The organism is Streptomyces sp. NPDC002076, from assembly GCF_053593835.1.
In genome coordinates, this window is record NZ_JBSFDI010000025.1 from 32,237 (window position 1) to 56,332 (window position 24,096).

Consider the following 24,096-nt stretch of genomic DNA (forward strand, 5'->3'; position numbering starts at 1 on the left):
ATTTCGGTCTGTTCGCTTTCATGCGATGGCTCTCACAAATTCGAAGCGGGGGAACGTGACTTCGTACAGCCCAAACCGTGTGGGGGATGAGCAGTCGACCGCGCCTCAACCCACCACTCGTAGCGATACGCCATCACCGGGGATGCCCACACATTGGTACAACTTCCTGGGGGATCTGCCCGGCCCCATGCCCGAGGTCAGGGACTCCGGAAGCCCTACCGCCGCGGAGATATCCGCGAAAGTCCGGCCACGCGTGCTCGTTGAACAGAACAGTCCGAACGAGCAATGGATTGCGATACCCGAACCGGTCGTGGAGCGGCTGCGGCACTGCGGGCGGCCGACACCGCTGCACCGGGCGCACCGGCTCGAGGAGCATCTCGGTACGGGCGCGAGGATCTACCTCAAGCGTGAAGACGTCCTTCCCAGCGGCAGCTTCAAGCTGAACACCGCGATAGCCCAGGCGTACTACGCGGCCGAGGAAGGGCGGACCACCCTCGTCACCGAGACCGGAGCCGGTCAATGGGGCATGAGCGTCGCGCTGGCGGCGAAGATGTTCGGTCTGCAGGCCGAGATCTTCATGGTGAGGTGCTCGCTCGAGCAAAAGCCCTACCGGCGTCACTACATGGAGCTCCTAGGGGCCAAGGTGCAGCCGTCGCCGTCGACTCACACGGCGATCGGACGAAAGATCCTCGGGGAGGTCCCGGGCCACCCCGGCAGCCTCGGCACCGCGATCAGCGACGCGATCGAGCACGCGCTGGGCAATCCCTCCGCCGCGTATCTCGCCGGCAGCGGGATGCCGCACGTCTACCTCCACCAGACGTTGCTCGGGCTCGAGGTCGCGCAGCAACTCAAGGAGACCCACGGCGAGGCCCTCGGCGTCGAAGGGCGCGGCGACCACCTCATCGCGTGCTCGGGCGGCGGAAGCAATCTCTGCGGTCTCATCGGCCCTCACCTGCGGGCCAGGGCCGACGGAGCGGACCTTCGCTTCCTCGCCGCGGAATCCACCGCGGCGCCCCGGCTCACCCAGGGGGTCTACGAGTACGGCCGCACCGACCTGGGCGGATTCACGCCCGAGGTGCTGGGCTACACGATGGGGGAGAGCTTCATCCCACCGCCCAACCACGTCGGCGGCCTGCGCAACCATCACAGTTCCGCCCTGGTCAGCCTGCTGCGACGCGAGGGCGTCCTGGATGCCGTCGCCTTCGACCAGCGGACGGCGCTCGAGGCCGGTCGGCTCCTGCTGCAGACCGAGGGCCTGTTGCTCGCACCCGAGGCAAGCCACGCGGTCGCCGCGGCCCTGGATGTCGTGGCCAAGGCCGACGCGGAAAACCTCGAACCGGTGATCGTCGTCCTGGCCAGTGGCTCCGGTTTCCTCGATCTGCAGGGCTACGCCGAAGTTCTGCTCGACGCGTAACCACACCACACGTGGCCACACCACACGTGGCCACACCACCCGTAGCCGCGCCACCATCTCACGGCGTCTTCGCACCTTGCGATTGGGAAGCCATATGCGCTTGGCGACATTTCAGCCCCAGCTCGGCGTTCATTGTGAGACGACCACCCTTCGGAACATGATCCACCATGCCGGCGTCGACATCTCCGAACCCATGTTGTTCGGCCTCGGTCAGGGCATCGACTTCCAGTACTGGGATGCTCCCGATCCTGGGCGAAGCACGCCCATGCTCACCGGCCGCATCGGTCCTGCCCTGCTGTCCCGCAACGCCTGCTCGGCCCTCGGTGTGGAATTGCGCGAATCGCGGGCGCCCGACCCGGAATCGGCTCGCGCCGCGGCGGCGAAGCTGCTCGAAGCCGGACATGTCGTGGGAATGTCCGTCGACATCTTCCACCTCGACTACTTCACCTCCCGAAGCCATTTCGCGGCGCACTACATCGCGCTGTACGGGCTCGACGACTCCCTCGCCTACGTGGTCGACACCGATCAGCAGGGTGGGGCGCAGACGCTCCCGGAGGAGTCGCTGCGCCGGGCCCGCGCTTCCGACGAGGGATTCATGCCGTCGCCGAATCTGCAGATGTACGTGGAGCGGCTGCCCGCGCGGCTGACCACCGCGACCGATGCCGTCCTGCGCGAGCAGATCTGGAAGGCCATCCGGCCGACCGCGGAGAGGATGATCGCCGACCGCGGACCGCGATTGGGCATCGGCGCCCTGCGGCGGGCCGCTTCCGAGATCGCCGAATGGAGCGACACACTCACCTCCGCCGACGAGATGGTGCCGGGCGTCGGCCGCTTCTGGCGCTTCGCGGGAACCGGCGGGGCGAACTTCCGCAAGCTCTACCGCGACTTCCTGCTCGAGGCCCGGCAGCGCTGCGGCGACGCCGAACTCGACCCGTTCGTCGATGACTTCGGCGACGTACAGCGGCAATGGGACCAGGCGATCGAGATGCTGATGGCCTACCGCGGCGCAGACGACGGGCGAAGGCAGCTGGAAGCTGTCGCGGCCCGGCTGAACGCGATCGCCGACGCCGAACAGTCCATCTTCGAGAGGCTGCTCGTGCCGGCCACCGAACGGGCAGGTGAGCCGGCTTGACGATCACTCAGGTGAAGTCCGTCTGCCGCATGTGCCACGGCGGCTGCGGCGCCGTCGTCGAACTCGTGGACGGCGTCCCCACCGACATCCACGGGGACCCGGACAACCCCACCAGCGAGGGCTACTTCTGCATCAAGGGCAAGGCGTCACTCGACCTGCTGCGCAGCCCGGACCGGCTGACGACGCCGCTGGTGCGGACCGGTCCGCGCGGCTCGGGGACGTTCGAGCCAGTCAGCTGGGAAGCCGCCCTCGACCGGATCGGCGGCGAACTCGCCGCGACCATCGGCCGGCACGGGCCCGAGTCCGTCGTCCTCGGCCAAGGGACCGACCGCAACTACCAGGAGTGGGTGTTCCGGCTCGCGAACGCGATCGGGACGCCGAACGTGGTCGGTCCGGCCCACGTGTGCTTCTACCCCCGCGTCATGGCCTCGATCATGACGTACGGCGGATTCACCTTCTGCGACTACGACGGCGATCCCGAGGTGGTCCTGCTCTGGGGCAGCAACAAGCCGAGCACCCACTCCGACGGCGTGATCGGTGTCAAGCTGCTGCGAGCCGTGGAACGGGGCAGCCGCGTCATCACTGTCGATCCGCGACGGACGCAGACCGCGGCCCGGTCCAGTCTGCATCTGGCCATCCAGCCGGGAACCGACTGCGCACTGGCACTCGGCATGATCAGGATCGTCATCGACGAGGGCTGGTACGACCGCGATTTCGTCGCCGCGCACACCTCCGGATTCGACGAACTCGCCGAGCACGTACGGGCGTACGACCTCGAGCGGGTCGCGCGGATCACCGGCCTGGCACCCGAGCTCATCCACGAGGCGACCCGCTCCTACGCCCTCGCGTCACGGGCGTGCATCGAGGCCGGAACCGGTCTGTCGCAGAACGAGAACTCCTTCGACACGCACCGCGCGATCGCCATCCTCGCCGCGATCTGCGGAAACATCGACGCTCCCGGTGGCGATGTGATCTGGGACCCGATGCCGATCGAGGGCCGGCGTGCCTTTCCCCGCTCGGATCTGCTCCCCGAGGAGCAGGCGAGGAAGCGGATCGGCGGCGACAAGCACAAGATCCTGTCGATGTCCGGCTGGGTCGCGCCGGGAGACCTGCACGAGGCCATCGTGACCGGGTCGCCGTACCCGATCACCTCCATGGTGATCTTCGGCAGCAACATCCTGGCCTCGCACGAGAACACCGAGCTGGTCCGCAGGGCGATCGCCAAGCTGGACCTGGTCGTCGTGTGCGACCTGTTCATGACGCCGACCGCCCGGCACGCCGACGTGATTCTGCCGACCTCGAGCTGGCTCGAGCGGGACCAGATCGTCGAGTTCAACTCCTACATCGCGGCCCGGCAGAAGATCGCCACTGTCGACGGCTGCCGCTCGGACGAGGAGATCATCCTCGAACTCGCGAAGCGGCTCGGCCTGAGCCGGCACTTCTTCCCCTCGCTGGAAGCCGCCCTCGACGCCAAGCTGGCCGGCCTCGAACTCACCTGGGAACAGTTCAAGAAGATCGGCTACATCCGGAACGAAAAGCGGTATCACAAGTATCGCGACCGCGGATTCGCCACCCGATCCGGACGCGTGAACCTGCTGAACAACGGGCTGCGCGCCATGGGCTACGAACCGTTCCCGGCCTTCCGATCTGCGCCGGAGGCGGACCCGGATCTGCCGTACGTCATGACCAGCGCCCATCCGCGCCAGTTCTACAACACCGAGTTCCACCAGCTGCCGACCACATCGCGCAATCAGACGACGGCGCGGGTGACCGTCAATCCGAAGACCGCGGAGCGGGAAGGGCTGACAGACGGTGACGAGGTGGTCATCTTTTCGCGGGCCGGTGCGCGGGGTGTGCGCATGACGGTCAAGATCTCCGATTCCGTCGCACCGAACGTCGTGATGGCGGATGCCGGCTGGTGGTATCCGAGTGAGTCCTCGGTCGATGAGTCGCTCAGATCCTCGGTCAATCTCGTGACGAACAACGACCGTTCCGACGTGCATATGGGGAGCGCGACGATGAGAGGTGTAGCAGTGGGAATTCGGCGACTGGAGCCCGGCCGTGGCTAGGGCGCGAGGCACCGTCGCCGCCCGCGTGCCGGAGACCGACGAAGGCCTGCAGGGCGACGAACTGGCTTTCAAGTACGACGAGATGCAGCGCCACATCCGGGACAACGGCTGGCTCCAGGAGAAGGTCGACGACATCCTGCAGGCAGGGATCAACTCCGGGGAGGTCCTGGAGCTCGGATGCGGCCCCGGCTACCTCGGTCTGGAATGGATCGCCCAGGCCGATGGCTCCGCCCGGCTCGTCGGCCTCGACATCTCGCCGGCGATGCTCCGGCGGGCGAGCGCCAATGCGGACGGCTACGGCGTCACCGGGCAATGCACCTACGAATGCGGCACCGTGCTGGCGCTGCCGTTCGAGGACCAGCGCTTCGATCACGCCATCAGCGCCTCCTCGCTGCACGAATGGGCGGACCCGGTGGCCGCCCTGTCGGAAATGCATCGCGTGCTCAGGCCGGGCGGACGGTACGTCATCTCCGATCTGCGCAGGGACGTCGACCGGACGACATTTCAGTTCATGAAGGCGAACATCGCGGCCGACATGCGCCCGGGTTTCCGGACCTCGATCCGGTCCTCGTACATCAAGAGCGAGGTCGAGGAAATCCTGAAAGGCACCGCGCTCGCGACGGCCACCGTGACGGAAGTGCAGATGGGAATCGTCATCACGGGCAGGAAGGACGCGCCATGAATGCACTCGCGGGAAGGTTGCCGGCCATCACCGCCACTCGTGAGGGGCGCTTCCCCGACCGTCCCGGATTCGGCCGCTCCTGGGAAGAGATCCTCGAGACGTCGAGCACATGGCAGGACCTCGACTGCGGGCAGTACCTGTCGGCGTGGTGCGGATACGCGCCGGACGACGTCGTCGAGAGGTTCGCCGGGGTCAATCACGTCGGCATCTACATGGGCGACTACGACAGTGACGACGAGGTGTTCGCCTGGAACGCCTACCTCAACGACCTCCGCGCCTCCGGTCGGATCGCCACCATCGAGATGGGGCCGTCGTACATCTCACCCCGGCAGTACGGCACGCCGGGCTGGTGGAACTCGATCGTTCTCTCCGACGGACGTGCCATCGAGATGTTCGCCTGCCGCCGGTTCGGCCCGTGGGCGGAGCGTTCCGCCGACGAGCGCGGACGGCTCATGTCGCATGTCGCCATCGATGTGCACACCGACGCCGACGTCCGCTACGTCCTGGAGGTCCTGGACCGGAGCGTCGACCACCTGGAAAACATCGCGTTCACCGAGGCGGACGAACTCGGCCACACCTACGGGCACCTGCGCAACAACGACAGCAGTTCCGTGCTCGAGATCGTGTACGAGTCGCCGCGCGGCGAGATGGGGCACAGCGATGGCAGTCATTGACATCTCGCCGTACTCCGGCGACCACTGCGAATCCACCACGCTGCTCAACATGCTCCGCAACCATGACATCGAGCTGAGCGAGCCGCTGATCTTCGGGCTGGGACAAGGCTTGTCGTTCCTGTACTGGCACTCCAAGCAGATGCCCAACCCGTTCCTCGCCGGCCGGGTCAAGCCGGACCACCTCATGCGCAACGTGGCGGACGCCCTCACCCTCGAGTTGCAGACGCAGGAGACCGCGTCACCGGCGAAGGCCGAGGCCACCCTGCTCAAGGCCCTCGACGAGGGCGACGTGGTGGGACTCAAACTCGACCGCTACCACCTCGACTACGCGCACGAGAACCACCACTTCGCCGCGCACTACGTCGCCTGCATCGGCTACGAGGACGACAGGTTCGTCCTCGTCGAGACCCGATCACTCGGCGTCCAGTCGACATCGCGGGAAAGCCTGACGCGGGCCCGGTCCGCCAGGGGGCCGATGTGCTCGCGCAGCCTGTCGGTCCGAGTGGACCCGCGCGGGTACGACGAGTCGATCCTCGCGAAGGCCTGCCGGTCCTCGATTCTGGCCACCGCGCAGGAGTTCCTGAACCCGCCGATCACCAACATGGGATTCAAAGGGATCGCGAAGGCCGGCTCGCTCATGCCGACATGGCGCGACCGGCTCGAGCGTCCCGCCGAGGCGATGAGCATTGTCGGCACCAGCATGGAGGAAGGCGGAACGGGCGGCGGACTCTTCCGGACGCTGTGGGCGCAATTCCTGGAAGAGGCGCACGAGCTGACCGGCATCGAGGCCTACGACGAGCTCGCCGTCGAGTACCGCCGCATCTCCAAGCGGTGGACGGAAGTGGCGAACCTGCTGCGCGACGCCGACGACGCCAGTGCCCGGCGAGCACTCGACGAGGCGGCGTCGATCGTCAACGGTCTCGCGGCCGACGAGCGTACGGCCATGATGCGGCTGGAGGGGGCGTCCCGATGACCACGTTCGCCCGGCCGGCCGGTCACGACCCGCGCAGCAGGCTGCACGACACCCTCCTCTCCCGCGTCGACATCGCGCGGAAGGTCGCCGCGGTGACGTCACTGGACCGGCAGGCGCTCGACGCGTGGGCGGCGGAGGCGCTCACCGCGACCGTGGAGCACGCGTGCCACAACTCGCCGTTCTACGCCGACTTCGTTCCCGCCGATGTCGCCAAGGCGGTTGCGCAGGGCCGTCCGCACGCGTTCGAGGCCATCCCCTTCACGACCCGTGAACATCTCTCCGCCGCCTACCCGCTCGGCATGCTCGCCGTGCCGCGGCGTGAGGTCATCCGATTCGACGAGAGTTCCGGCACCGGCAACGGACGCCCGATCGCGGCGTTCTTCACGATGGCGGACTGGCTGGAGAACAACCTCACCGTCGCCGGCCTGCTGGCCGCCGTGCTGGACGAGCGGGACGTCGCGGCCATCGCCGTCCCGTACGAGCTCGCCGGGGTGGGCCAGGACCTCGACCGCGCCATCGAGATCCTCGGGTGCACCATCGTGCCGCTCGGCGCGGCCTCACCGTCCTGCACTCCGGACCGGATGGTCGATGCCCTGCTGCGTTCGGGCGCGACCACACTGGTGTGCTCCGGAACGCGCGCCCTGTTCCTCGGCGAGATCGCCCGCCGCCGTGGCATCGATCCGCGCCGCGACCTCGCGGTCTCGAAGATCCTCATGGCGGGGGAGGGCGCGTCGCCGGCCAAGAAGCGGCGCCTGGCCGATCAGTGGGACGCCGTGGCGTACTCGATGTTCGGCATGACCGAGACCAACACGCTCGCCATGTTCTGCCGGGACCGTGAGCTGCACCTGGTCGAGACACGAACGTTCTTCGAGGTGGTGGATCCGGGATCCGGCGAGCGGCTGCCGGACGGCTGTGTCGGTGAGCTGGCCGTGACGACGCTGGCCAGCCGGGCCATGCCGCTGCTGCGCTACCGGACCGGTGACGTGTGCCAGATCGAGGCGGCGCCGTGCGGCTGTGGTTCCCCGTTGCGCCGGCTGCGCCACCGTGGCCGGATCGGTGACCGGATCCCGGTCGGTGACCGCTGGACCTCCCAGCTGGAGATCGAGGACATCGTGCTGGGCGCCATGACCACCGCGCCGTACTACTTCGCCTTCGACGTCGACGGGGACGCCCTGGAGATCGCCCTGCCGCCGTCGAGCGGCGACGACGCGACCCGGACATCGATCGCGGCCGGTGTCCGTGACCGCCTCGGCGCGTCCACACGATTCCGCCGACTGGACACCGACCGGTTCGAGACGGCGCTGCGCACCTCGGCCAAACCGACGATGCGCAACTTCAGCGCCTACGTGGGAGGGAGGGGCTGACGGTGAGGGTGGAACTGCCGCTTCCCACGCGCCTTCCGATCGAAGGCCGCTTCGAGATCGACGACACATGCATCGACTGCAAGCTCTGCAACGACCTGGCGCCCGAGAACTTCGACGCAGACCTCGACAACGACGTCCACTACGTGTGCAAACAGCCCGAGACGCCCGACGAGCTGGAGCGGGTCCTCGACGCATTCGAATCCTGCCCCACCGAATCGATCCGGTACACAGCGGGGCCTACTGAGGAGTGATGGCGCAATGTCAAGCCTGGACGACCCGGCCGTAGCCGACACGTGCGCCGGCCCGCGGCAGACGACCGAACTGGGGCCGGTGGCCGAAAGTTACGACCAGTTGCACCGCATCGACCTGCTCGCCGAGGCGCGGGCCGCACGAGCGGTGCCGGAGGGCACGTACGACTCCACGGTGTGCGCGGTCTTCCAAGCCTCGGAGGTGTGCCTGCTCAACCTGGCCCGGCTGGCGGGCAGGACCCAGGCGCGTGTGCTGGCCGACGACATCCCAGCCGCCTCCCGGTATGTCCAATGGGCCGTCGGATTCCACCGGTTGCTGCGCAGGCTCGGCACCGTGATGTTCCACGCCCGCAGCGTCTTCGGATCCGGCCTGTCCGCCGGGACCTCGGCCCTGAGCATCTCGGAGTCCGCCGGTTACGCGGCCTACGTCGACGCGCTGCGCGGGCTGGAGGAGGCGGCCAGGGGCCCGCTGCTGGCCGGCGCACCCGAGGTGACCCGCTCCACCATCGCCACCAAGAGCATCGACGACTCGTTGTACCGCCTGCTGCACGGCATCCGGATCGGATGTCACGACGCGACCAAGTGGGAGAGCGACCTCACCGCCGTACCCATCGGGGTGTGCCGGAGCACCGACGAGTTGATCTCCGCCGAGACGCTGGCGCGAGCGGTCGCCGCGACCGAGCTGAACGCCGGCACCCTGCATGGCGAGTTCGTCGCCCTGCACCAGGTCCCGGAGATTCTCTGCGCCGAGGCGAACGACCACCTCGAGGTCGCCATCCGGGCGATCCGGGCATCGGCTCTGAGCCGGGCGGCGCAGCACCTGACGGCCTGCCGGTGGCTGCTCGATCCGGTGGTCGAGGCGCAGCGCGTGATGGCCGAGCACCTGGCCACCGGCGAGTACCACGAGTTCCGGACCAATCTGGGACCCGCGAGCGGCACGCACTCGCTGTCGATCAAGCAGCACATGTTCCGGGACCTGTTCAAGCACATGTGGAACGACCTCGAGGCCTGGCTGTGCTCGCTCGGTGGGTCCTCCCTCGAGGAGACCGTCCGGGACATCGACGCACGCCGTCACGACGATCCGGAGGCGTGGCTGCGGCACACCGTGGTCGACCAGGCGTTCCAACTGCACTCCGCCCACCAGCAGTGGCGGCATGAGCATCTGCACATGCCCCGCAACTGCCTGGGCAGTGGTGGCACCAAGTCCATGATCGGAGTCCCGGACGGGCCCCAGGCGGTCTACAAGATGCGGGACGCGGCCAATGCCCAGCACTCTTTGGCGGCGATCCACCGGGCGCGCCGGACGAGCCTGGCCAACGCCGTGCCGGACTCACCACTGGCCAAGCTCGTCACCGATCCGAGCTCGCTCGACTCCGAGCTGATGCGGATCGTGGGTGAGGCGACACGCGAGTACTTCCCCCAGGTGCAAGAGCAGAGCTATCAGCCGTTCCGTTCCGGTGCGGCCGAGCGGAACCCGTAGGAGCGCGGACGGTGACCACCCGAGAACCTCACGCCTCTGACGGCGTCATGCCCACTGACGAGACAGCCCTTCTGCCCGGCTCCTCCAGCGGAGCCTGGCGAGGGCCGGAGTACGTGGCCAGCATCAAGGACGAGCGGGAAGTCTGGTGCGACGGGCGCCGGGTCGACGTGACCGGCGACCCGCGCTTTCAGCCGATGCTGTCCACGCTGGCCGGCCTCTACGACGCCCAGCATCTGCCCGACCGGGCGGACGAGATGCTCTACCGGTCGGAGACTTCCGGCAACCTGGTCAGCCTGTCGTACCTGGCCCCGGCCAACCGGGACGAGCTCAGCCGCAAGTGGGCCAACTCCCACCGGTGGGTGGAGTCCTCCTACGGCCAGCTCTCCCGGGTGCCCGACTTCATGTCGAACGTCGTGGTCGGCCTGTACGACTTCCGGTTCGAACTGGCCAAGGTCGACCCGAGGTTCGGGCGGAACGCGGAGAACTACTACCGCTACTGCCGCGAGAACGACCTCACGCTGACCCATGGCCTGGGCGACCCGCAGATCGATCGTTCCTCGACCCCCACCGATCGGCCGGAGCTGGGACTGAGGGTGGTGCGGCGCGGCACCGACGGCATCGTCGTGCGCGGAGCCAAACAGATCGCCACCCTGGCGCCGTACGCCCATGAGGTGCTCATCTACCTCTCGCCCGCGAACTACTTGCGCGAAGACCCCAGTTACGTCTGCTGGTTCGCCGCTCCGCTGGCGACGCCGGGCCTTCGCGTCCTGTGCCGCCAGTCCTACGCCGACGGCTCCGGCGGCGGCCTCTCCGCGCACTACGACGAGCAGGACGCCATGCTGGTGTTCGACGACGTGTTCATCCCGATGGACCGGGTCTTCCTGCTCGACGACTCCGATACGGCCGTCCGTGGCTTCGGCGAGCTGAACAAGTGGTCGCTCTACACCGGCCAACTGCGCTACTACCACCGGCTGCGCACCATGCTCGGCGTCGCGTCGCTGCTGGCCCAGGCGATCGGTGTCGACAAGTTCCGGCAGGTCACGGACCTTCTCGGCGAACTCACCTCGTACGTCGAGATCGTACGGCTCGGCCTGGCCGCCATCGACGCCGAGTGCCGCCCCACCCCCTCGGGTCTGCTCGCCCCCGGTTCGACGGCCGCGCTCGACGCCGTCGCCGGCGGCTTCTCCACGCGAGGCTCGGCGATCATCCGGCAGATCGGCGCTTCGGGTCTGATCATGCAGCCCTCGGAAGCCGATCTGGCGACGCCCGAGCTGCGCACGGTGCTGGACACCTACATGTGCGGGCGCGAGATGCGGGTGGAGGAGAAGGCCCGGCTCTTCCGGCTCGCCGCCGATCTGGTCGTCGACCGTTTCGGGATGCGCCAGGAGCTCTACGAGACGTGGAACCGCGGTGATCCCGCCCGGGTCCGCTCGATGCTCTACGCCCGCTATCCCGACCTGCAGCGCTGCGAAACCCAGGCCCGAAAGCTGGTCGAAGGGCGGAACGACATCACATGAGTCTCGACAGCATTCGACTCGAGGGAGTCACGACCCACAACCTGAAGTCGGTCGACGTCTCCTTCCCCAAGGGGAAGCTGGTCGTCGCCGCGGGCGTCTCGGGATCGGGCAAGTCTTCCCTGGTCATCGACACCCTCTTCGAACACTCCAAGACGCTGTACCTGGGTGCCCTGTCCAGCAAGTCCCTCGACATGGGCGACGGCGACTACCAGTTCGACCGGATCGCGGGGACGCAGCCGCCGGTGGCCCTGCGCCAGCGCGACGGCGGCTACTCCAATCCCCGCTCGACCGTGGGGACACTCACCGGCCTCGACGGGCTGTACCGGCTGCTGTTCGGCGCCGGCTCGCGGCCGGTCTGCCCGGCCTGTCTCGGCCCGACCGGCCCGGATCTGTTCTGCGACGAGTGCGGCTGTTTCGCGGAACCACACTCCGCGAAGCACTTCAGCCCGAACCGCAAGGAAGGCAAGTGCCTTCCGTGTGACGGCATCGGCGAACTCGTCGGCTTCTCCCTGGACAAGATCATCCCGGACCGGTCGAAGACGCTCACCGAGATCTGGGACGGCGCCGACCCCGGCACGTTCGCCGTTCCCAACGTGCGCAAGGCCTTCGAGGCGATGGCCGCGGACATCGGCCTGGACCTCGACCTGCCGTTCGAGAAGCTGAGCCCGGAGCAGACCGAGCGGGTGCTGCACGGCTCGGACACGATCTACACGCTCAAGATCCGCAAGGTCACCAACGACTTCCGCTTCGAGGGCATCCTGGACTTCCTGGAACGCGCCTACCGGAACGCGTCGTCGGCCGCCCGCAAGAACGCCTTCACCAACTACCTCGGCCGGGAGGTCTGCTCCGCGTGCAACGGAGGACGGCTGCGCCCCGAGTCGCTCAAGGCGACGGTGGCCGGGCACACCTTCCACGACTTCCAGAGCGACGAACTGTCGTCCTCCATCAGCCGGTTGCGCGACGCACTCGCGACCGGTGACCTGCCGCCGCAGGTCCGCGAGCTCGCCTCCGCGATCGCCAAGCAGAGCGCGAACATCGAGGAGGTCGGCCTGGGCCACCTCCAGCTGCGGCGGCCGGTCACCACCCTGTCCGGTGGCGAACTGCAGCGGCTGCTGCTGGCGCAGCACCTGGCCAGTGACCTGACCGGGGTCATGTACGTCCTCGACGAACCGACCGCCGGTCTGCACGAGGCCGACACCGGGAAGGTCCTCAACTCACTGCGGCGGCTGCGCGATCTCGGCAACACCGTCATCGTCATCGAGCACGACGAGTCGGTGATCCGTGCCGCCGACTGGATCGTCGAACTGGGGCCCGGGGCCGGAACCCGCGGCGGCGAGATCGTCTTCGAGGGCCGGTACGCCGACCTGCTGAACTCCGGTGACTCGCCGACGGCGACCGCGATGCTGTCGAACGGGCCGTCGCGGACGAAGGCCGACCTCACCGGCGCACCCTGGCTCGAGGTACGCGGCATCACGCGCAACAACGTCGTGGACCTGACCGCGAAGTTCCCGCTCGGCGGGCTGACCTGCGTCTCCGGCGTGTCCGGCGCGGGCAAGAGTTCACTGGTGGCCGGCATCCACGACTCCGTCTCCCGGGCCATCGCCCAGCGGTCGACGGGCGCGGCGGCCGGCAGCACCGGCGTCGACGCAGCCGAAGCCCTGGACGACGTCATCTACGTCGAGCAGCGCCCGATCGGCCGCTCCAGCCGCAGCACACTCGTCACGTACATCGGCATCAGCGACCACGTCCGCGACGCCTTCGCCGCCAGTACCGACGCGGTCGAACGCGGCCTCGGCCGCGCCGAGTTCAGCCCGAACGTGGCCGGCGGGCGGTGCGAGTCCTGCAAGGGCCTCGGGCTGGCCGAGATCGAGATGACCCTGTTCAAGAGCGAGTTCATCGTCTGCCCCGAGTGCGACGGCCACCGGTTCCAGGAGCACGTCCTCGAGGTACGGCTGGGCGGCAAGAACATCTACGACGTACTGTCGATGACCGTCGAGGACGCACTCGAATGGTTCGACGCGAAGAGCTACCCCAAGGTCGTCCAGGCCCTCGGCGTGCTCGATGAGTTCGGCCTGGGCTACCTGCAGCTCGGCTGCTCGACGACCACTCTCTCCGGTGGCGAGGCGCAGCGGCTCAACCTGGCCGGCGAACTGCTCAAGCAACGCCGGAGCCGCACACTGTTCATCTTCGACGAGCCGACGCGCGGCCTGCACTCCGCCGACATCCGCCATCTGCTGGCCCTGTTCGAGCGGTTGATCTCCACCGGCAACACCATCGTGGTCATCGAGCACAACGTGAAGGTGATCGCCATCGCCGACTGGGTGATCGATCTCGGTCCCGGTGCGGGCCGCGACGGTGGCCGGGTGGTGCACAGCGGGACCCCGGAGGAACTCGCCGACAACCCGGCCAGCGTGACCGGCCGGTTCGTACGCCGGCTTCGCGACGAACCCGGCGCGATCACGCCCGGGCCCGAACCCGCCGGAGGCGGGCAGCCGAGTGCGGTGCCGGACCTCGGCGTCATCGGCGAGCTGCTGCCGCGAGCCGTCACGGTGGTCGCCGGGACGGCGCGGCAGTCCGGGCAGCACGGGCCGTCGCCGTACGGACTGGTGATCGGCTCGCTCACCGTCGTCTCCGAGGAACTCGCCCTGATCGGCTTCCTGGTGCGCTCGCGCAGCACCAGCTGGGTCGCCATCGCGGACACCGGCCGGTTCTGCGTCAACATCCTCGGCGAGGATCAGAAGGACCTGTCCGACGCGTTCTCGCAGGGCAGGCCGGACAGCCGCTTCGACACCCTCTCGTGGACCCCGTCCTCCAACGGCTGCCCCCGGCTCCCCGGCGCCGTCGGCACGATCGACTGCGCGGTGGAGTCGACCTACCAGATCGGCGACCACCAGTTCGTCCTGGCGAAGGTCCTCGACGTCGACATCGACGCCGGCACCGACCGCCGGCCCCTGCTCCGCGCCGAACGGGACGACAGCGCTCTCGACGACCACGGGTGGCGCCGATTCGCCCGGGAAACGGAGGTCAGGTGACGATGACCACGCCCATCGCGACGCACTACGAGCAGTTCCTGGAACTGCTCACCCGCGATACCGGCGACACGGCGGACGGTCGCGGCGCGGTCCACGCGCGCTACGGCGAACGGGTCGACTCCTCGGGCGGATCACAGGCGATCGTGATGAACCGCGACGAGTGGATCCGCAATCAGATCGACCTGGCGCTGGCGCTGGGCCGGCTGCTGACCGAGGACGACGTCGTCGTCTCGGCCGTACCGTACGAACTGTCCTTCGTCGGCGCCGAGATGGACCGCGTGATCGAGATGGTCGGCGCCTCGGTGATCAGCGTCGGGACGAGCGGGACCATCTGCCCGATGGAGCGGCTGCTCGGGCTGATCGAGCAGTACGAGGTGACGGCCCTGGTGTGCTCGCCGAGCTTCGCCGCGGAGCTGGCGAGCCTCGCGGTCTCGCTCGGGCAGCGGCCGGACCACTCGGCGATCCGGACCATCATCTGCGCGGGGGAGGCATGCTCCGCCGAACGCCTCGATCACATCGGCGCCGCCTGGGCGGCGAAGACCTCCGCCCTCTACGGGACGCCGTCGACGCCGACGGCGGCCGTCGCCTGCGAGTACGGCGCACTGCACCTGTGCGAGAACCGGCTACGGGCGGAGGTCCGTGGCGGCCGGCGCGGCGAGCTGCTCCTGGAGGGCTCACCCACCGGCGAACTCGTCGAGCTGTGGCCGGCGGACCGCAGGTGTGACTGCGGTGCCGCGAGCCGGGTCCTGGTTCCGCTCGGGAGCGTGGCCGCGGCGCTACCCGGACCGGACGCCCCGATCTCGGCGGTGGACGTGGAGCGGATCGTGTTCGGCCACGCCGGGCTCGCGCCGCACTTCGCCTGCGAGGTCCGGGACGGCACCTTCCATGTGACCTGCGCCGTGGCCGACCCGGAATCGCTCGCCGACGGCGCGATGCAGCGGTTGATCCGCAGCGAGATCGGCGCCGCGCTCGGCGTCGAGGCCGAGGTCACCATCGTCGACGCGAAGGACTGGAGTACCGCCACGTCATGACCTGCACCCGGCCGCGGCGAGCCGTCGCGGTGGCCGATCCCCCCGGTGGCATCTCGAGGAGACAAGACGTATGAGGGTAGCGGTAGTACAGACCCAATGGGCCGACGATCATGAGGACGGCCTGCGCAACGCGTACCAGGCGATCGAGGACGTCTGCAGCGGCGGCGACATCGACCTGGTGTGCTTTCCCGAGTTCCTGCTCGGCCCGCCGTGGTACATGCCGGGCCAGGACGGCCTGAAAGGGCGAACCGACACGCCGATCCCAGGGCCGGTCGTCGACGGCTTCCAGTCTCTGGCCCGCGAACTCGGCACCCACATCCTGCTGGGCTCGATCGTCGAGGACCTGCAGGACGGCATGTACCGCAACACATCCCTGCTGATCGGACGGCAGGGCGCCATCACCGGACGCGCCATCAAGGCGCACGCCTTCGGCAACGAGATGGTGGTGTGCCGTCAGGCGGACTCGCTCGGCGTCATGTCGACCGAGTTCGGGAAGATCGGCATCGCCGTGTGCTCGGACTTCTGGATCCCGGAGGTCATCCGCATGCTGGCGCTGGCCGGCGCCCGAACGATCTTCGTGCCGGGCGGCACGCTGGGGCAGAACCAGCCGCTGATGGTGAACGCCTTGCGCACGGCGGCGTACCTGAACGACGTCAACATCGTCTACGCGAGTTCGGTCGGCGTCGTCCGCGGCAAACGCGGCGACAGGCTCGTGGAGATCCACTTCGCCGGCACCAGCCTGGTCGCCCTCCCGGAGGGCGTGATCGCGCAGGCCGGCAGCGACAAGCCGGAGGTGCTCGTCGTCGACATCGACGAGCCCGCGGCCGGAGACGGCCGCCGCTGGCAGCAGCTGCGCCGGCCGGACGCCTACCAGACGCTGCTCACCCCGTACGCCGGAGTGAACCGGGATCTCGCCGCGGAACTGCGGGCGAGCCTGACCGGGGGCGGCGGCCCGGATCGGAGCCGGACCGTCGCCGCGACCAGTGCAAGTGAGGGGACCCGTCCGTGACCATCTTCGTAGCGCAACACGCCCGCCGGGCGAACCCCGAGGCGACGGCCGCCGCCGTGCTCAACGATCTCGACAGCCGGGTGACCGACGAGGCGTCGTTCGTCGTCCTCCCCGAGAACGCGTTCACCACCGGCGACGACGTCTCGGCGCTGCCCCCGCGGCTGCGTGAGCAGTGCCTGGACCGCCTGACGGCACTGGCGCGAACCCATGGTGCCTACGTGCTCACCGGCTCCTGGCCGGAGGAACGGCCGGGCGGGTTGACGCAGGTGGCCCGGCTGCTGGACCCGAGCGGATCGGTGTGCGCCCAGGTGGAGCGGGCCGTCCTGCCCGACCGGACGACCGGCACCGGCGACGACTTCCCGGTCGTCGAGACGCCGTTCGGTCACGTCGGAGTGCTCCTCGGACCCGACTTCTGGCTGGTCGAACCGCCGCGCATCGAATGCCTGGCCGGCGCCGAACTGCTGCTGGTGGCCGGGTCCCTCGACGGCACACAGCAGGCCGCACAGCGCGCCGCGGTGTGGGGTATCGCGACCCTCAACACCGTCGCGGTCGCCTTCGCCGGTTCGCTGAGCGAGCGCTGCGGCGGGGGCAGCGCAGTGGCGATGCCCGAGGGATTCGTCGCCGAGGCGGGCACCCACGAGGGCATCCTGGAGACGCCCTGGGACGTCGAGAGGATCCGGCACCTGCGCGAACCCGACCTGCGCTTCCAGCAGACGCTCTGGTTCGGACTGTGGGCGCGCCGCACGGAGTTGTACACCGACCTCACGGCGCAGGTGAGCTGAGATGCGAATCGCCGGCGCTCCCGCCTCCGACGTCCGACGCCGGATCGCGACGGAGCTCGCAGACGACGTGCCGTGGAACCGGGTGCTCAACTCCATCTGCACCGAACCCCATCCGCTGGGTGTGGAGATGGCGTCCGCCGCGGCGCACACCAACCTCGGCGACGTACGTATCTTCCGCGGTACCAAGCGGATCGAGCGCAAGGTCGTCCAGCTGCTGCTCGATCTGCTGGGCCGTCCCGGCGGGTCGGGGAGCCTGGTGTCCGGAGGGACCGAGGCGAACCTGATCGCGATGCTGGTGGCCCGCGAATCGGCGCGCGCCCGGGGGCGGCTGACCGACCGGCCCGAAGTCGTCGTCAGCAGCACCGTGCACTTCTCCTTCACCAAGATCTTCGGCCTGCTGGGGCTGACCCCGGTCGTCGTGCCGGTCGACGACTCCCTGCGGCTGCCGGCCGACGAGGCCGCCCGGCGCATCGGCGAGCACACCGTCGCGGTCATCGCGACGGCGGGCAGCAGCGAGTTCGGGGTCGTCGACGCGGTCGACGAGATCGGACCGGCGGTGTCCGGACGGGACGTGCACCTGCACGTGGACGCGGCCACCGGCGGCTTCATCATCCCGTTCGCCCGCGAACTCGGCCATGACCTGCCCCAGTTCGACTTCACCGTCGAGGGCGTCGACTCGATCACCATCGACCCGCACAAGTACGGACTGGCCAACGTCCCGGCCGGCGCGATCCTGTTCCGGGGCGCACAGGACGCCGGACGCTTCGCGGTCGATTCGTTCTTCGTCGACACACCGGTGCACAACACGCTGCTCGGCACCCGTCCGGGCTCCGCCGCGGTGTCGACCTACGCGGTCCTGGAGCACCTCGGGCGTGATGGCTTCCGGGCCCTCACCCGGACCAACTTCGAGGTGACGAAGCACCTGGTGGTCGGGCTGCGCGCGGCCGGACACGAGTTGTTCGCCGAACCGCAGCTGAACATCGTGGTGGTCAAGATGCCGCATGCGGCACGGATCTCGCAGCTGCTCGAATCCTGGGGCTGGATCGTCTCCACCTCGAAGCGGTTCGGCGAAACCCTGCGCCTGGTCGTCACCCGGCACGTGACACCGGAGATGGTGGACGAGTTCCTTCCGGTGCTGGAACGGGCCCGTCAGGAAGTCGCGGCCGAGGTGGCGCTGCGATGAGCCTCTTCCATGGCCCCGGTACCCGGCTCGCCGCCCTGCAGATGCGGATCGAGCCCGGGCAGCGGGACGAGAACCTGGCGCGAGCCGCCAAGCTGCTGTCCACCGCGCGAGAACGCGAGGCCGACCTGGCGTGTCTGCCGGCGACGTTCGCCACCGGCCTGAACTTCCCCACGCTGCGCACCGACGCGACCGCCGAGGACGGTCCCGTCGTGCAGTTCCTCGCCGAGCAGGCCCGCACCCTCGGGATGCACATCGCCGCCGGTGTGCTGCTCTCGTCCGGGCGTGACGTCTTCGACGCCGCCGTGCTCGTCGGCCCCGCCGGCGATCCCCTCGGCTGGTATCGCCGCGCCTGCGTGTGGGCGGGCGAGTCCGCATACGTGTCCACCGGCTCGCCGGGCGAGGTGATCGACACCCCGGTCGGGCGGATCGGCCTGCTGGTGAGTTACGACCTGCGGTTCCCGGAGGCGAGCCGGCACTACCTCGCCCAGGACGCCGACCTCGTCGTCTGCGTGGCGAACCTCTTCGGGCCGTTCTCACACCCGCTGCGGTCCATCTGCCGCGCTCGGGCCGCCGACAACGAGTGTGCGCTGGTGTTCGCCAGCGGAGTCGGGGAGAACCGCTTCGCGAACATGAGCTACCTCGGCCGCAGCATGATCGTCGACGGTCTGGTGCAGGACGCCCGGCAGGACCCGGAGGCGGACATCCTCGCCGAGGCCGGCCCGGGCACGCGCGAAACGGTGATCGACGCGGAGGTGCACTGGCGGCAGCGGCGGAAGATCCGCGCCGACCTGCCCTTCCACGACGACCTGCGCTCGACCTGGACCACGAGCCACGGGAGTCGCGTTCGATGACAGCAATGCGTGTGCAGCCGGAGTCCAGCTGGCTCGGCGACGTGCTCGGGCTGGTCGCCATCGACATGCGGCAGTTCTTCGACAACCGCCTGTTCGCGATCTCGACGCTGCTGACGTCGGTGTCGATGGTGCTGGCCTTCGGGGCAGCGACCGACCAGATGGTGAGTCCGGCGCCGACGGCCGCCAACTACTTCGGCTTCGTCTTCCCCGGCATCATCGGCGCCGGGATCATGTTCAGCTGTACCTACACCGTCGGCTACACGGTCATCATCGACCGCAACCGCCGGACGATCGAGGACCTGATCCTGTCGCCCCTGTCCTACTCGGGGTTCCTGCTCGCCCGGTTGGTCGGCGTCGTGCTCAAGTGCCTGTTCCAGTTCGTTCTGGTGGTCGTGCTCGGCGTCGGGGTCTTCGACGCCCGCATCGAGTCGGTGCCGCTGTTCCTGTTCGGCTTCTTCACCGCGTGCACGGCCTTCGCCGGGCTCGGGATCCTCGTCGCGACATACACCAACGAGATCTCCTTCCCGGCGGTCGTGAACATCATCGTCATCCCGCTCATGTACTTCGCCGGGATCTTCTTCCCGCTCGCCAACCTCGGGACGCTGGGCGACGTCTTCGCCAGGCTTCCGCTCGCGGTGCACGTCGAGATCTTCCGCGCCGCCACCTCGCCGCACGTCTCGGCCTCCGGGTCGTCGACGGCCCTCGCGGTCGTCTACTCGTTCCTGACCGTCGGCGTCGCCGCATGGGCATTTCGCAGGAGGATCGGCCATGGCTGACACCACGGGCGCCGGAACGCCGGTGCTGTCCGTTTCCCGACTCGACTACCGGGTGAGCCCCGACTTCGCCCTGCGCTCCGTCGAATTCACGGTGGACGCAGGCGAAGGCGTGGCCATCATCGGCACCAACGGCGCCGGCAAGACCACACTGATCCGGCTCGTGGCCGGCCTGCTGCGCCCGGCCGACGGAGTGGTGCGCATCTGCGGCACCCCGCCCCGCCGCTGGGGGCAGGTCAGCCGCCACATCGGGTACGTCCAGCAGGCCAAGGACCTGCCGGACGGCGTCACCGTGGAGACGTACGTCAAGCATCAGCTCAAGCTCCGACGGGCCGACCCGGGCCGCTACGAGGAGCTGATCGCGCTGGCGGACCTCGAGCAGTACCGCCACCAGTACGTCCGCAGCCTCTCCGGCGGCAGCCAGCGCAAGCTGCACGTCATCTGCGCCGTGGCGCACCGGCCCGACCTGCTGATCCTCGACGAGCCGACCACGGGCCTCGACCCGACGGCCCGCGAGACGCTGCTGGAACTGCTGCGGGGTCTGAAGAAGGACGGCGTCGGCGTGCTGTTCGCCAGCCATCACCGCGACGAACTCCTCGCGCTCGCCGACTCGGTCGTCGTGCTGCACCAGGGCCACCAGGTCGAGGATGCCTCGCTCGACGCCGTCACCCGCTGGGGCGAGCGCTCCAGCCTGATCCTGGAGGCCTTCACCGACGCGCACCTCGCGCAGCTGCACGACTGGGCGGAGCGGCAGGCGACGACCGGCGGCCTGATCCGTTCCGTCCACACCGTCGATCACGGCGTGAAGCTCGACCTGTCCGACGGTGATCATCAAGGCACTCTGGCCGAGATGGTTGCCCATGCCCACGCCGCCGGCCTCGCACTGCGCTCCGCGTCCTACTTCCAGCCCACCTTGGCGGACGTCGTCCGTTCCATCGTCGATCAAGTCGAACTGGGGGACATCGCATGAGCATCACCACCACGACCACGAGCATGCCGTTCTGGAAGGAATACCCGGAGCGCGACAACGAGTGGGTGCGGCAGTACCCGACGAAGCATGTGCCGGTGAACGAGGAGGAGGTCTTCGCCCGCAAGCCCATGGGGGTGTACGTCCACATCCCGTTCTGCAACCGGCTCTGCTTCAGCTGCCCGTACATCAAGCACCAGACCGACCGGGACCTGACCCGCACATACCTGGAAGCGCTGAAGACGGAGATCACCAACTACGCGGACCGGCCGTACATCCAGGACCACGTCATCACCCTCGGCTACATCGGCGGCGGCACCCCGACCGCGCTCACCGCCCCGCAGCTCGACGAACTGCTGGGCCACCTGTTCGGCAGCCTGAACGTCGATGAGGACGCCGACTTCTCCATCGAGACCACGCCGGTCGACATCACCGAGCGCAAGGCCAACGTCCTGCTGGAACGCGGAGTGCGCCGCATCAGCCTCGGCGTGCAGACCTTCGTGCCGGAGGAACTGAAGAACATCGGCCGCCCGAACGACCCGGAGATGCTCAAGGAGAGCATCCGGCTGCTGCGCCGGTGCGGATTCGAGAACATCAACATCGACCTCATGCACGGCATCAACGGGCAGACGATGGAGAGCTGGGAGCACAGCCTCGACACCGCCATCGAGCTCGGGGTCACCTGCATCTCGTTCTACACCTACATGGAGTTCGCGCAGGTCTCCACGAAGCGCAGGAAGCTGCCGCCGGTCCCGGAGAAGGCCGTGGTCGACGAGATGTTCCTGTTCGCCGCGGACAAGCTCTCCAAGAGCGGCTTCCTGGGCTACTACGGCGACTGCTTCGCCAAACCCGGCTACCAGCCGAAGTACGGCGAGACGTCGTGGAGCGAGGACGTCCCCATCATCCCGCTCGGCCCCACCGCGACCGGGCACCTGCGCGACCACTGGTACTTCAACGAGCCCGACATCGGCCGCTACATCCAGACGGTGATGGAGGGCCGGCTGCCGATCTCCATGGGCAAGCACATCACCAAGTCGGAGGCGATCCGGCGATCGATGGTCCTCGGCGTCAAGGCCGGGCGGGTCAACCGGGACCGGTTCCGCCGGATCCACGGCGTCGACTTCATGGAGATGTTCCGCGCCGAGATCGACGACCTGATCGAGAAGGGCCTGATCACCGCCGATGAGGACGGCATCGAGGTGACCGGCCCGAAGGGCTGGTACTACCTGGACAACATCTCCAAGGCGTTCTACTCGCCGGAGTACCGGCGCTACCCGCAGCATCTGGGGGCGGACATCTCCAACTTCATAGCCCAGCAGCCGATCCCCGTGCAGATCACCCCCCGGCCCAAGGCCGAGGAGGCCCGCCATGACCACTGAGACCCGACTGCTCAACCTGACCGACCGCGTGCCGCAGCCATCCCCGCACGACGACATCGAGAAGGTGCGCTTCTACGACCTCGGCATGCGCCGATCCGCGCTGATGGCGTACAAGCGGCCCAGTGACCGCATCCTGGCCAACGTCCGCGACGGGATGACCGACCTGGTCGAGGTCGGCTTCAACACCGGCCTGCTGTCGCTGCACGTGGCCGGCAAACTGCCGGACCTGGCCGTGTCCGGGGTGGAGGAGAACCAGAACCTCGTTGACGTCGCCGAGGACAACCTGACGCTGGCCGTGTGGGCGAACACCGCCGGCGACGTCGAATTCGAGATGGCCAAGCTGAACCGGCTGCCGTTCCCGGACGATTCCGCGGACATCGTGTTCTCGTTCTCCTCGCTGCACCGCTGGCGCAGGCCGGTCGAGACGCTGAAGGAATGCGCCCGCATCTGCAAACCCGACGGCGTCGTGATCATCGAGGACATGAACCGGCACGCCGAGGAGGGGCACATCACCTTCATCCTGCAGTTCGTGAAGGAGGGTGGTGACGAGTTCATGCGGTCGTTGCAGGCCGCGTACACCCGCGAGGAGGCAGCCGAGTTGCTCCGGGAGGCCGGCCTGACCGACTGGCAGGTGGTGGAGGAGGACCTCGGCCTGGTGATCTCCTCGCGCCCCCTCGAGCCGGTGAGCCCGTGATGTCCGGGACATCGATCGCCGTCATCCAGATGGAGTCGAAACTCGGCAAGCCGGCCCAGAACCTGCGCCGGGCCGAGCGGTACATCCGCGAGGCCGTCGAGCGGAAGGCGAACCTGATCTGCCTGCCCGAGGCCTTCTCCACCTCCGGCAACATCCTCGAGGTCGCGGACGTGGCCGTGCCCGTCCCGGGGCCGGAGACCGACTTCCTCTGCGAGCAGGCGAAGCAGGCAGGCGTGCACATCGCGGCCGGCCTGCTGGAGCGCGGCGACGACGGCAAGTACTACAGCACATCGGTTCTCATCGGCCCGGAGGGAACCCTGCTCGGCCGCTACCGGCGCGTGCACTGCCACGAACTCGAGGCCCGCTACCTCGCCGGCGGATCGGAATACCCGGTCTTCGACGTGGAGTTCGGGCGCATCGGCCTGATGCAGGGTTACGACATCAACTTCCCCGAGGTCGCGCGGGAGTACTGCCGCCGAGGAGTCGACATCATCGTGTGCTCCGCGCTGGTGCCCGAGATGTTCGCGTACGTGGCGAACATGCGACTGCCGGTCCGGGCGGTGGACGCCGAATGCATCGTCGCGTTCGCGTCCGGGATCGGCACCAATCTGTACGCCGGATTCGGCTACATGGGGTGCAGTCAGATCCTGGCGGACCCGCTGTTCCTCGAGGCCGAACGATTCGACTTCGTCGACGGCGACGAACGGATGGTGGACCTCGGCAAGGAGGCGGGCGTCGGCGTCGTCGAGATCGACCTGGACCGCATGCGCCGCTACCGCACGAAGGCCACCCTGCGCGGCGATCTGCGGCCGGCGACGTACTGGCAGCTCGAACGAGAGTGA

General features: G+C 68.5%; 21 protein-coding genes. All 21 read left to right on the forward strand.

Annotated elements, in window-relative coordinates:
- Positions 1-25 precede the first annotated feature (25 nt).
- The 21 genes from ACWCQS_RS37445 to ACWCQS_RS37545 all read left to right on the forward strand — a co-directional run bounded on the left by ACWCQS_RS37445 (position 26) and on the right by ACWCQS_RS37545 (position 24,096).
- On the forward strand, positions 26-1,414 hold the full coding sequence (locus tag ACWCQS_RS37445) for a TrpB-like pyridoxal phosphate-dependent enzyme (protein WP_451008621.1): 1,389 nt from the start codon (positions 26-28) through the stop codon (positions 1,412-1,414).
- A gap of 94 nt (positions 1,415-1,508) precedes the next feature.
- The gene (locus ACWCQS_RS37450) at positions 1,509-2,546 is read left to right on the forward strand and encodes a BtrH N-terminal domain-containing protein (RefSeq protein ID WP_451008699.1); all 1,038 of its coding nucleotides are present in this window, start codon (positions 1,509-1,511) and stop codon (positions 2,544-2,546) included.
- Positions 2,543-4,615, forward strand: a complete 2,073-nt coding sequence (locus ACWCQS_RS37455; protein WP_451008622.1) for a molybdopterin-containing oxidoreductase family protein — start codon at positions 2,543-2,545, stop codon at positions 4,613-4,615. The genes ACWCQS_RS37450 and ACWCQS_RS37455 overlap by 4 nt, the downstream gene beginning before the upstream one ends.
- Positions 4,616-4,640: 25 nt before the next feature.
- Positions 4,641-5,297, forward strand: a complete 657-nt coding sequence (locus ACWCQS_RS37460; protein ID WP_451008623.1) for a class I SAM-dependent methyltransferase — start codon at positions 4,641-4,643, stop codon at positions 5,295-5,297.
- Entirely contained in the window at positions 5,294-5,971 is a 678-nt protein-coding gene (locus ACWCQS_RS37465) for a hypothetical protein (protein WP_451008624.1), read from the forward strand. Before ACWCQS_RS37460 ends, ACWCQS_RS37465 begins: the two co-directional genes overlap by 4 nt.
- Positions 5,958-6,944, forward strand: a complete 987-nt coding sequence (locus ACWCQS_RS37470) for a BtrH N-terminal domain-containing protein (RefSeq protein ID WP_451008625.1) — start codon at positions 5,958-5,960, stop codon at positions 6,942-6,944. The genes ACWCQS_RS37465 and ACWCQS_RS37470 overlap by 14 nt, the downstream gene beginning before the upstream one ends.
- Positions 6,941-8,308, forward strand: coding sequence for a phenylacetate--CoA ligase family protein (locus tag ACWCQS_RS37475; protein ID WP_451008626.1), 1,368 nt, complete (start codon positions 6,941-6,943; stop codon positions 8,306-8,308). The genes ACWCQS_RS37470 and ACWCQS_RS37475 overlap by 4 nt, the downstream gene beginning before the upstream one ends.
- A 2-nt stretch (positions 8,309-8,310) precedes the next feature.
- Positions 8,311-8,559 carry a ferredoxin gene (locus ACWCQS_RS37480; RefSeq protein ID WP_450986577.1) on the forward strand — a complete coding sequence of 83 codons (249 nt, stop codon included), beginning with the start codon at positions 8,311-8,313 and terminating at the stop codon, positions 8,557-8,559.
- Between the two features lie 7 nt (positions 8,560-8,566).
- Entirely contained in the window at positions 8,567-10,036 is a 1,470-nt protein-coding gene (locus ACWCQS_RS37485; RefSeq protein WP_451008627.1) for a hypothetical protein, read from the forward strand.
- Between the two features lie 47 nt (positions 10,037-10,083).
- Positions 10,084-11,553, forward strand: a complete 1,470-nt coding sequence (locus ACWCQS_RS37490; protein ID WP_451008628.1) for a 4-hydroxyphenylacetate 3-hydroxylase N-terminal domain-containing protein — start codon at positions 10,084-10,086, stop codon at positions 11,551-11,553.
- Positions 11,550-14,585 (forward strand): flavin reductase, encoded by a 3,036-nt coding sequence (locus ACWCQS_RS37495; protein WP_451008629.1) that lies wholly within the window; start codon positions 11,550-11,552, stop codon positions 14,583-14,585. Before ACWCQS_RS37490 ends, ACWCQS_RS37495 begins: the two co-directional genes overlap by 4 nt.
- A gap of 2 nt (positions 14,586-14,587) precedes the next feature.
- Complete coding sequence (locus tag ACWCQS_RS37500) at positions 14,588-15,616, forward strand: phenylacetate--CoA ligase family protein (RefSeq protein ID WP_451008630.1); 1,029 nt, start codon at positions 14,588-14,590, stop codon at positions 15,614-15,616.
- A 70-nt stretch (positions 15,617-15,686) separates the two neighbouring features.
- Complete coding sequence (locus tag ACWCQS_RS37505; RefSeq protein ID WP_451008631.1) at positions 15,687-16,625, forward strand: carbon-nitrogen hydrolase family protein; 939 nt, start codon at positions 15,687-15,689, stop codon at positions 16,623-16,625.
- Positions 16,622-17,407 (forward strand): carbon-nitrogen hydrolase family protein, encoded by a 786-nt coding sequence (locus ACWCQS_RS37510; protein ID WP_451008632.1) that lies wholly within the window; start codon positions 16,622-16,624, stop codon positions 17,405-17,407. Before ACWCQS_RS37505 ends, ACWCQS_RS37510 begins: the two co-directional genes overlap by 4 nt.
- A gap of 1 nt (position 17,408) precedes the next feature.
- Complete coding sequence (gene mfnA / locus ACWCQS_RS37515; RefSeq protein ID WP_451008633.1) at positions 17,409-18,590, forward strand: tyrosine decarboxylase MfnA; 1,182 nt, start codon at positions 17,409-17,411, stop codon at positions 18,588-18,590.
- Positions 18,587-19,441 carry a carbon-nitrogen hydrolase family protein gene (locus ACWCQS_RS37520; protein ID WP_451008634.1) on the forward strand — a complete coding sequence of 285 codons (855 nt, stop codon included), beginning with the start codon at positions 18,587-18,589 and terminating at the stop codon, positions 19,439-19,441. The genes mfnA and ACWCQS_RS37520 overlap by 4 nt, the downstream gene beginning before the upstream one ends.
- Positions 19,438-20,217, forward strand: coding sequence for an ABC transporter permease (locus ACWCQS_RS37525; RefSeq protein ID WP_451008635.1), 780 nt, complete (start codon positions 19,438-19,440; stop codon positions 20,215-20,217). The genes ACWCQS_RS37520 and ACWCQS_RS37525 overlap by 4 nt, the downstream gene beginning before the upstream one ends.
- Positions 20,210-21,184: an ABC transporter ATP-binding protein gene (locus ACWCQS_RS37530; protein ID WP_451008636.1), complete on the forward strand. Its 975-nt coding sequence runs from the start codon at positions 20,210-20,212 to the stop codon at positions 21,182-21,184. The genes ACWCQS_RS37525 and ACWCQS_RS37530 overlap by 8 nt, the downstream gene beginning before the upstream one ends.
- Positions 21,181-22,560 (forward strand): coproporphyrinogen-III oxidase family protein, encoded by a 1,380-nt coding sequence (locus ACWCQS_RS37535; RefSeq protein ID WP_451008637.1) that lies wholly within the window; start codon positions 21,181-21,183, stop codon positions 22,558-22,560. Before ACWCQS_RS37530 ends, ACWCQS_RS37535 begins: the two co-directional genes overlap by 4 nt.
- On the forward strand, positions 22,550-23,254 hold the full coding sequence (locus tag ACWCQS_RS37540; protein ID WP_451008638.1) for a class I SAM-dependent methyltransferase: 705 nt from the start codon (positions 22,550-22,552) through the stop codon (positions 23,252-23,254). Before ACWCQS_RS37535 ends, ACWCQS_RS37540 begins: the two co-directional genes overlap by 11 nt.
- Entirely contained in the window at positions 23,254-24,096 is an 843-nt protein-coding gene (locus ACWCQS_RS37545) for a carbon-nitrogen hydrolase family protein (RefSeq protein WP_451008639.1), read from the forward strand. Before ACWCQS_RS37540 ends, ACWCQS_RS37545 begins: the two co-directional genes overlap by 1 nt.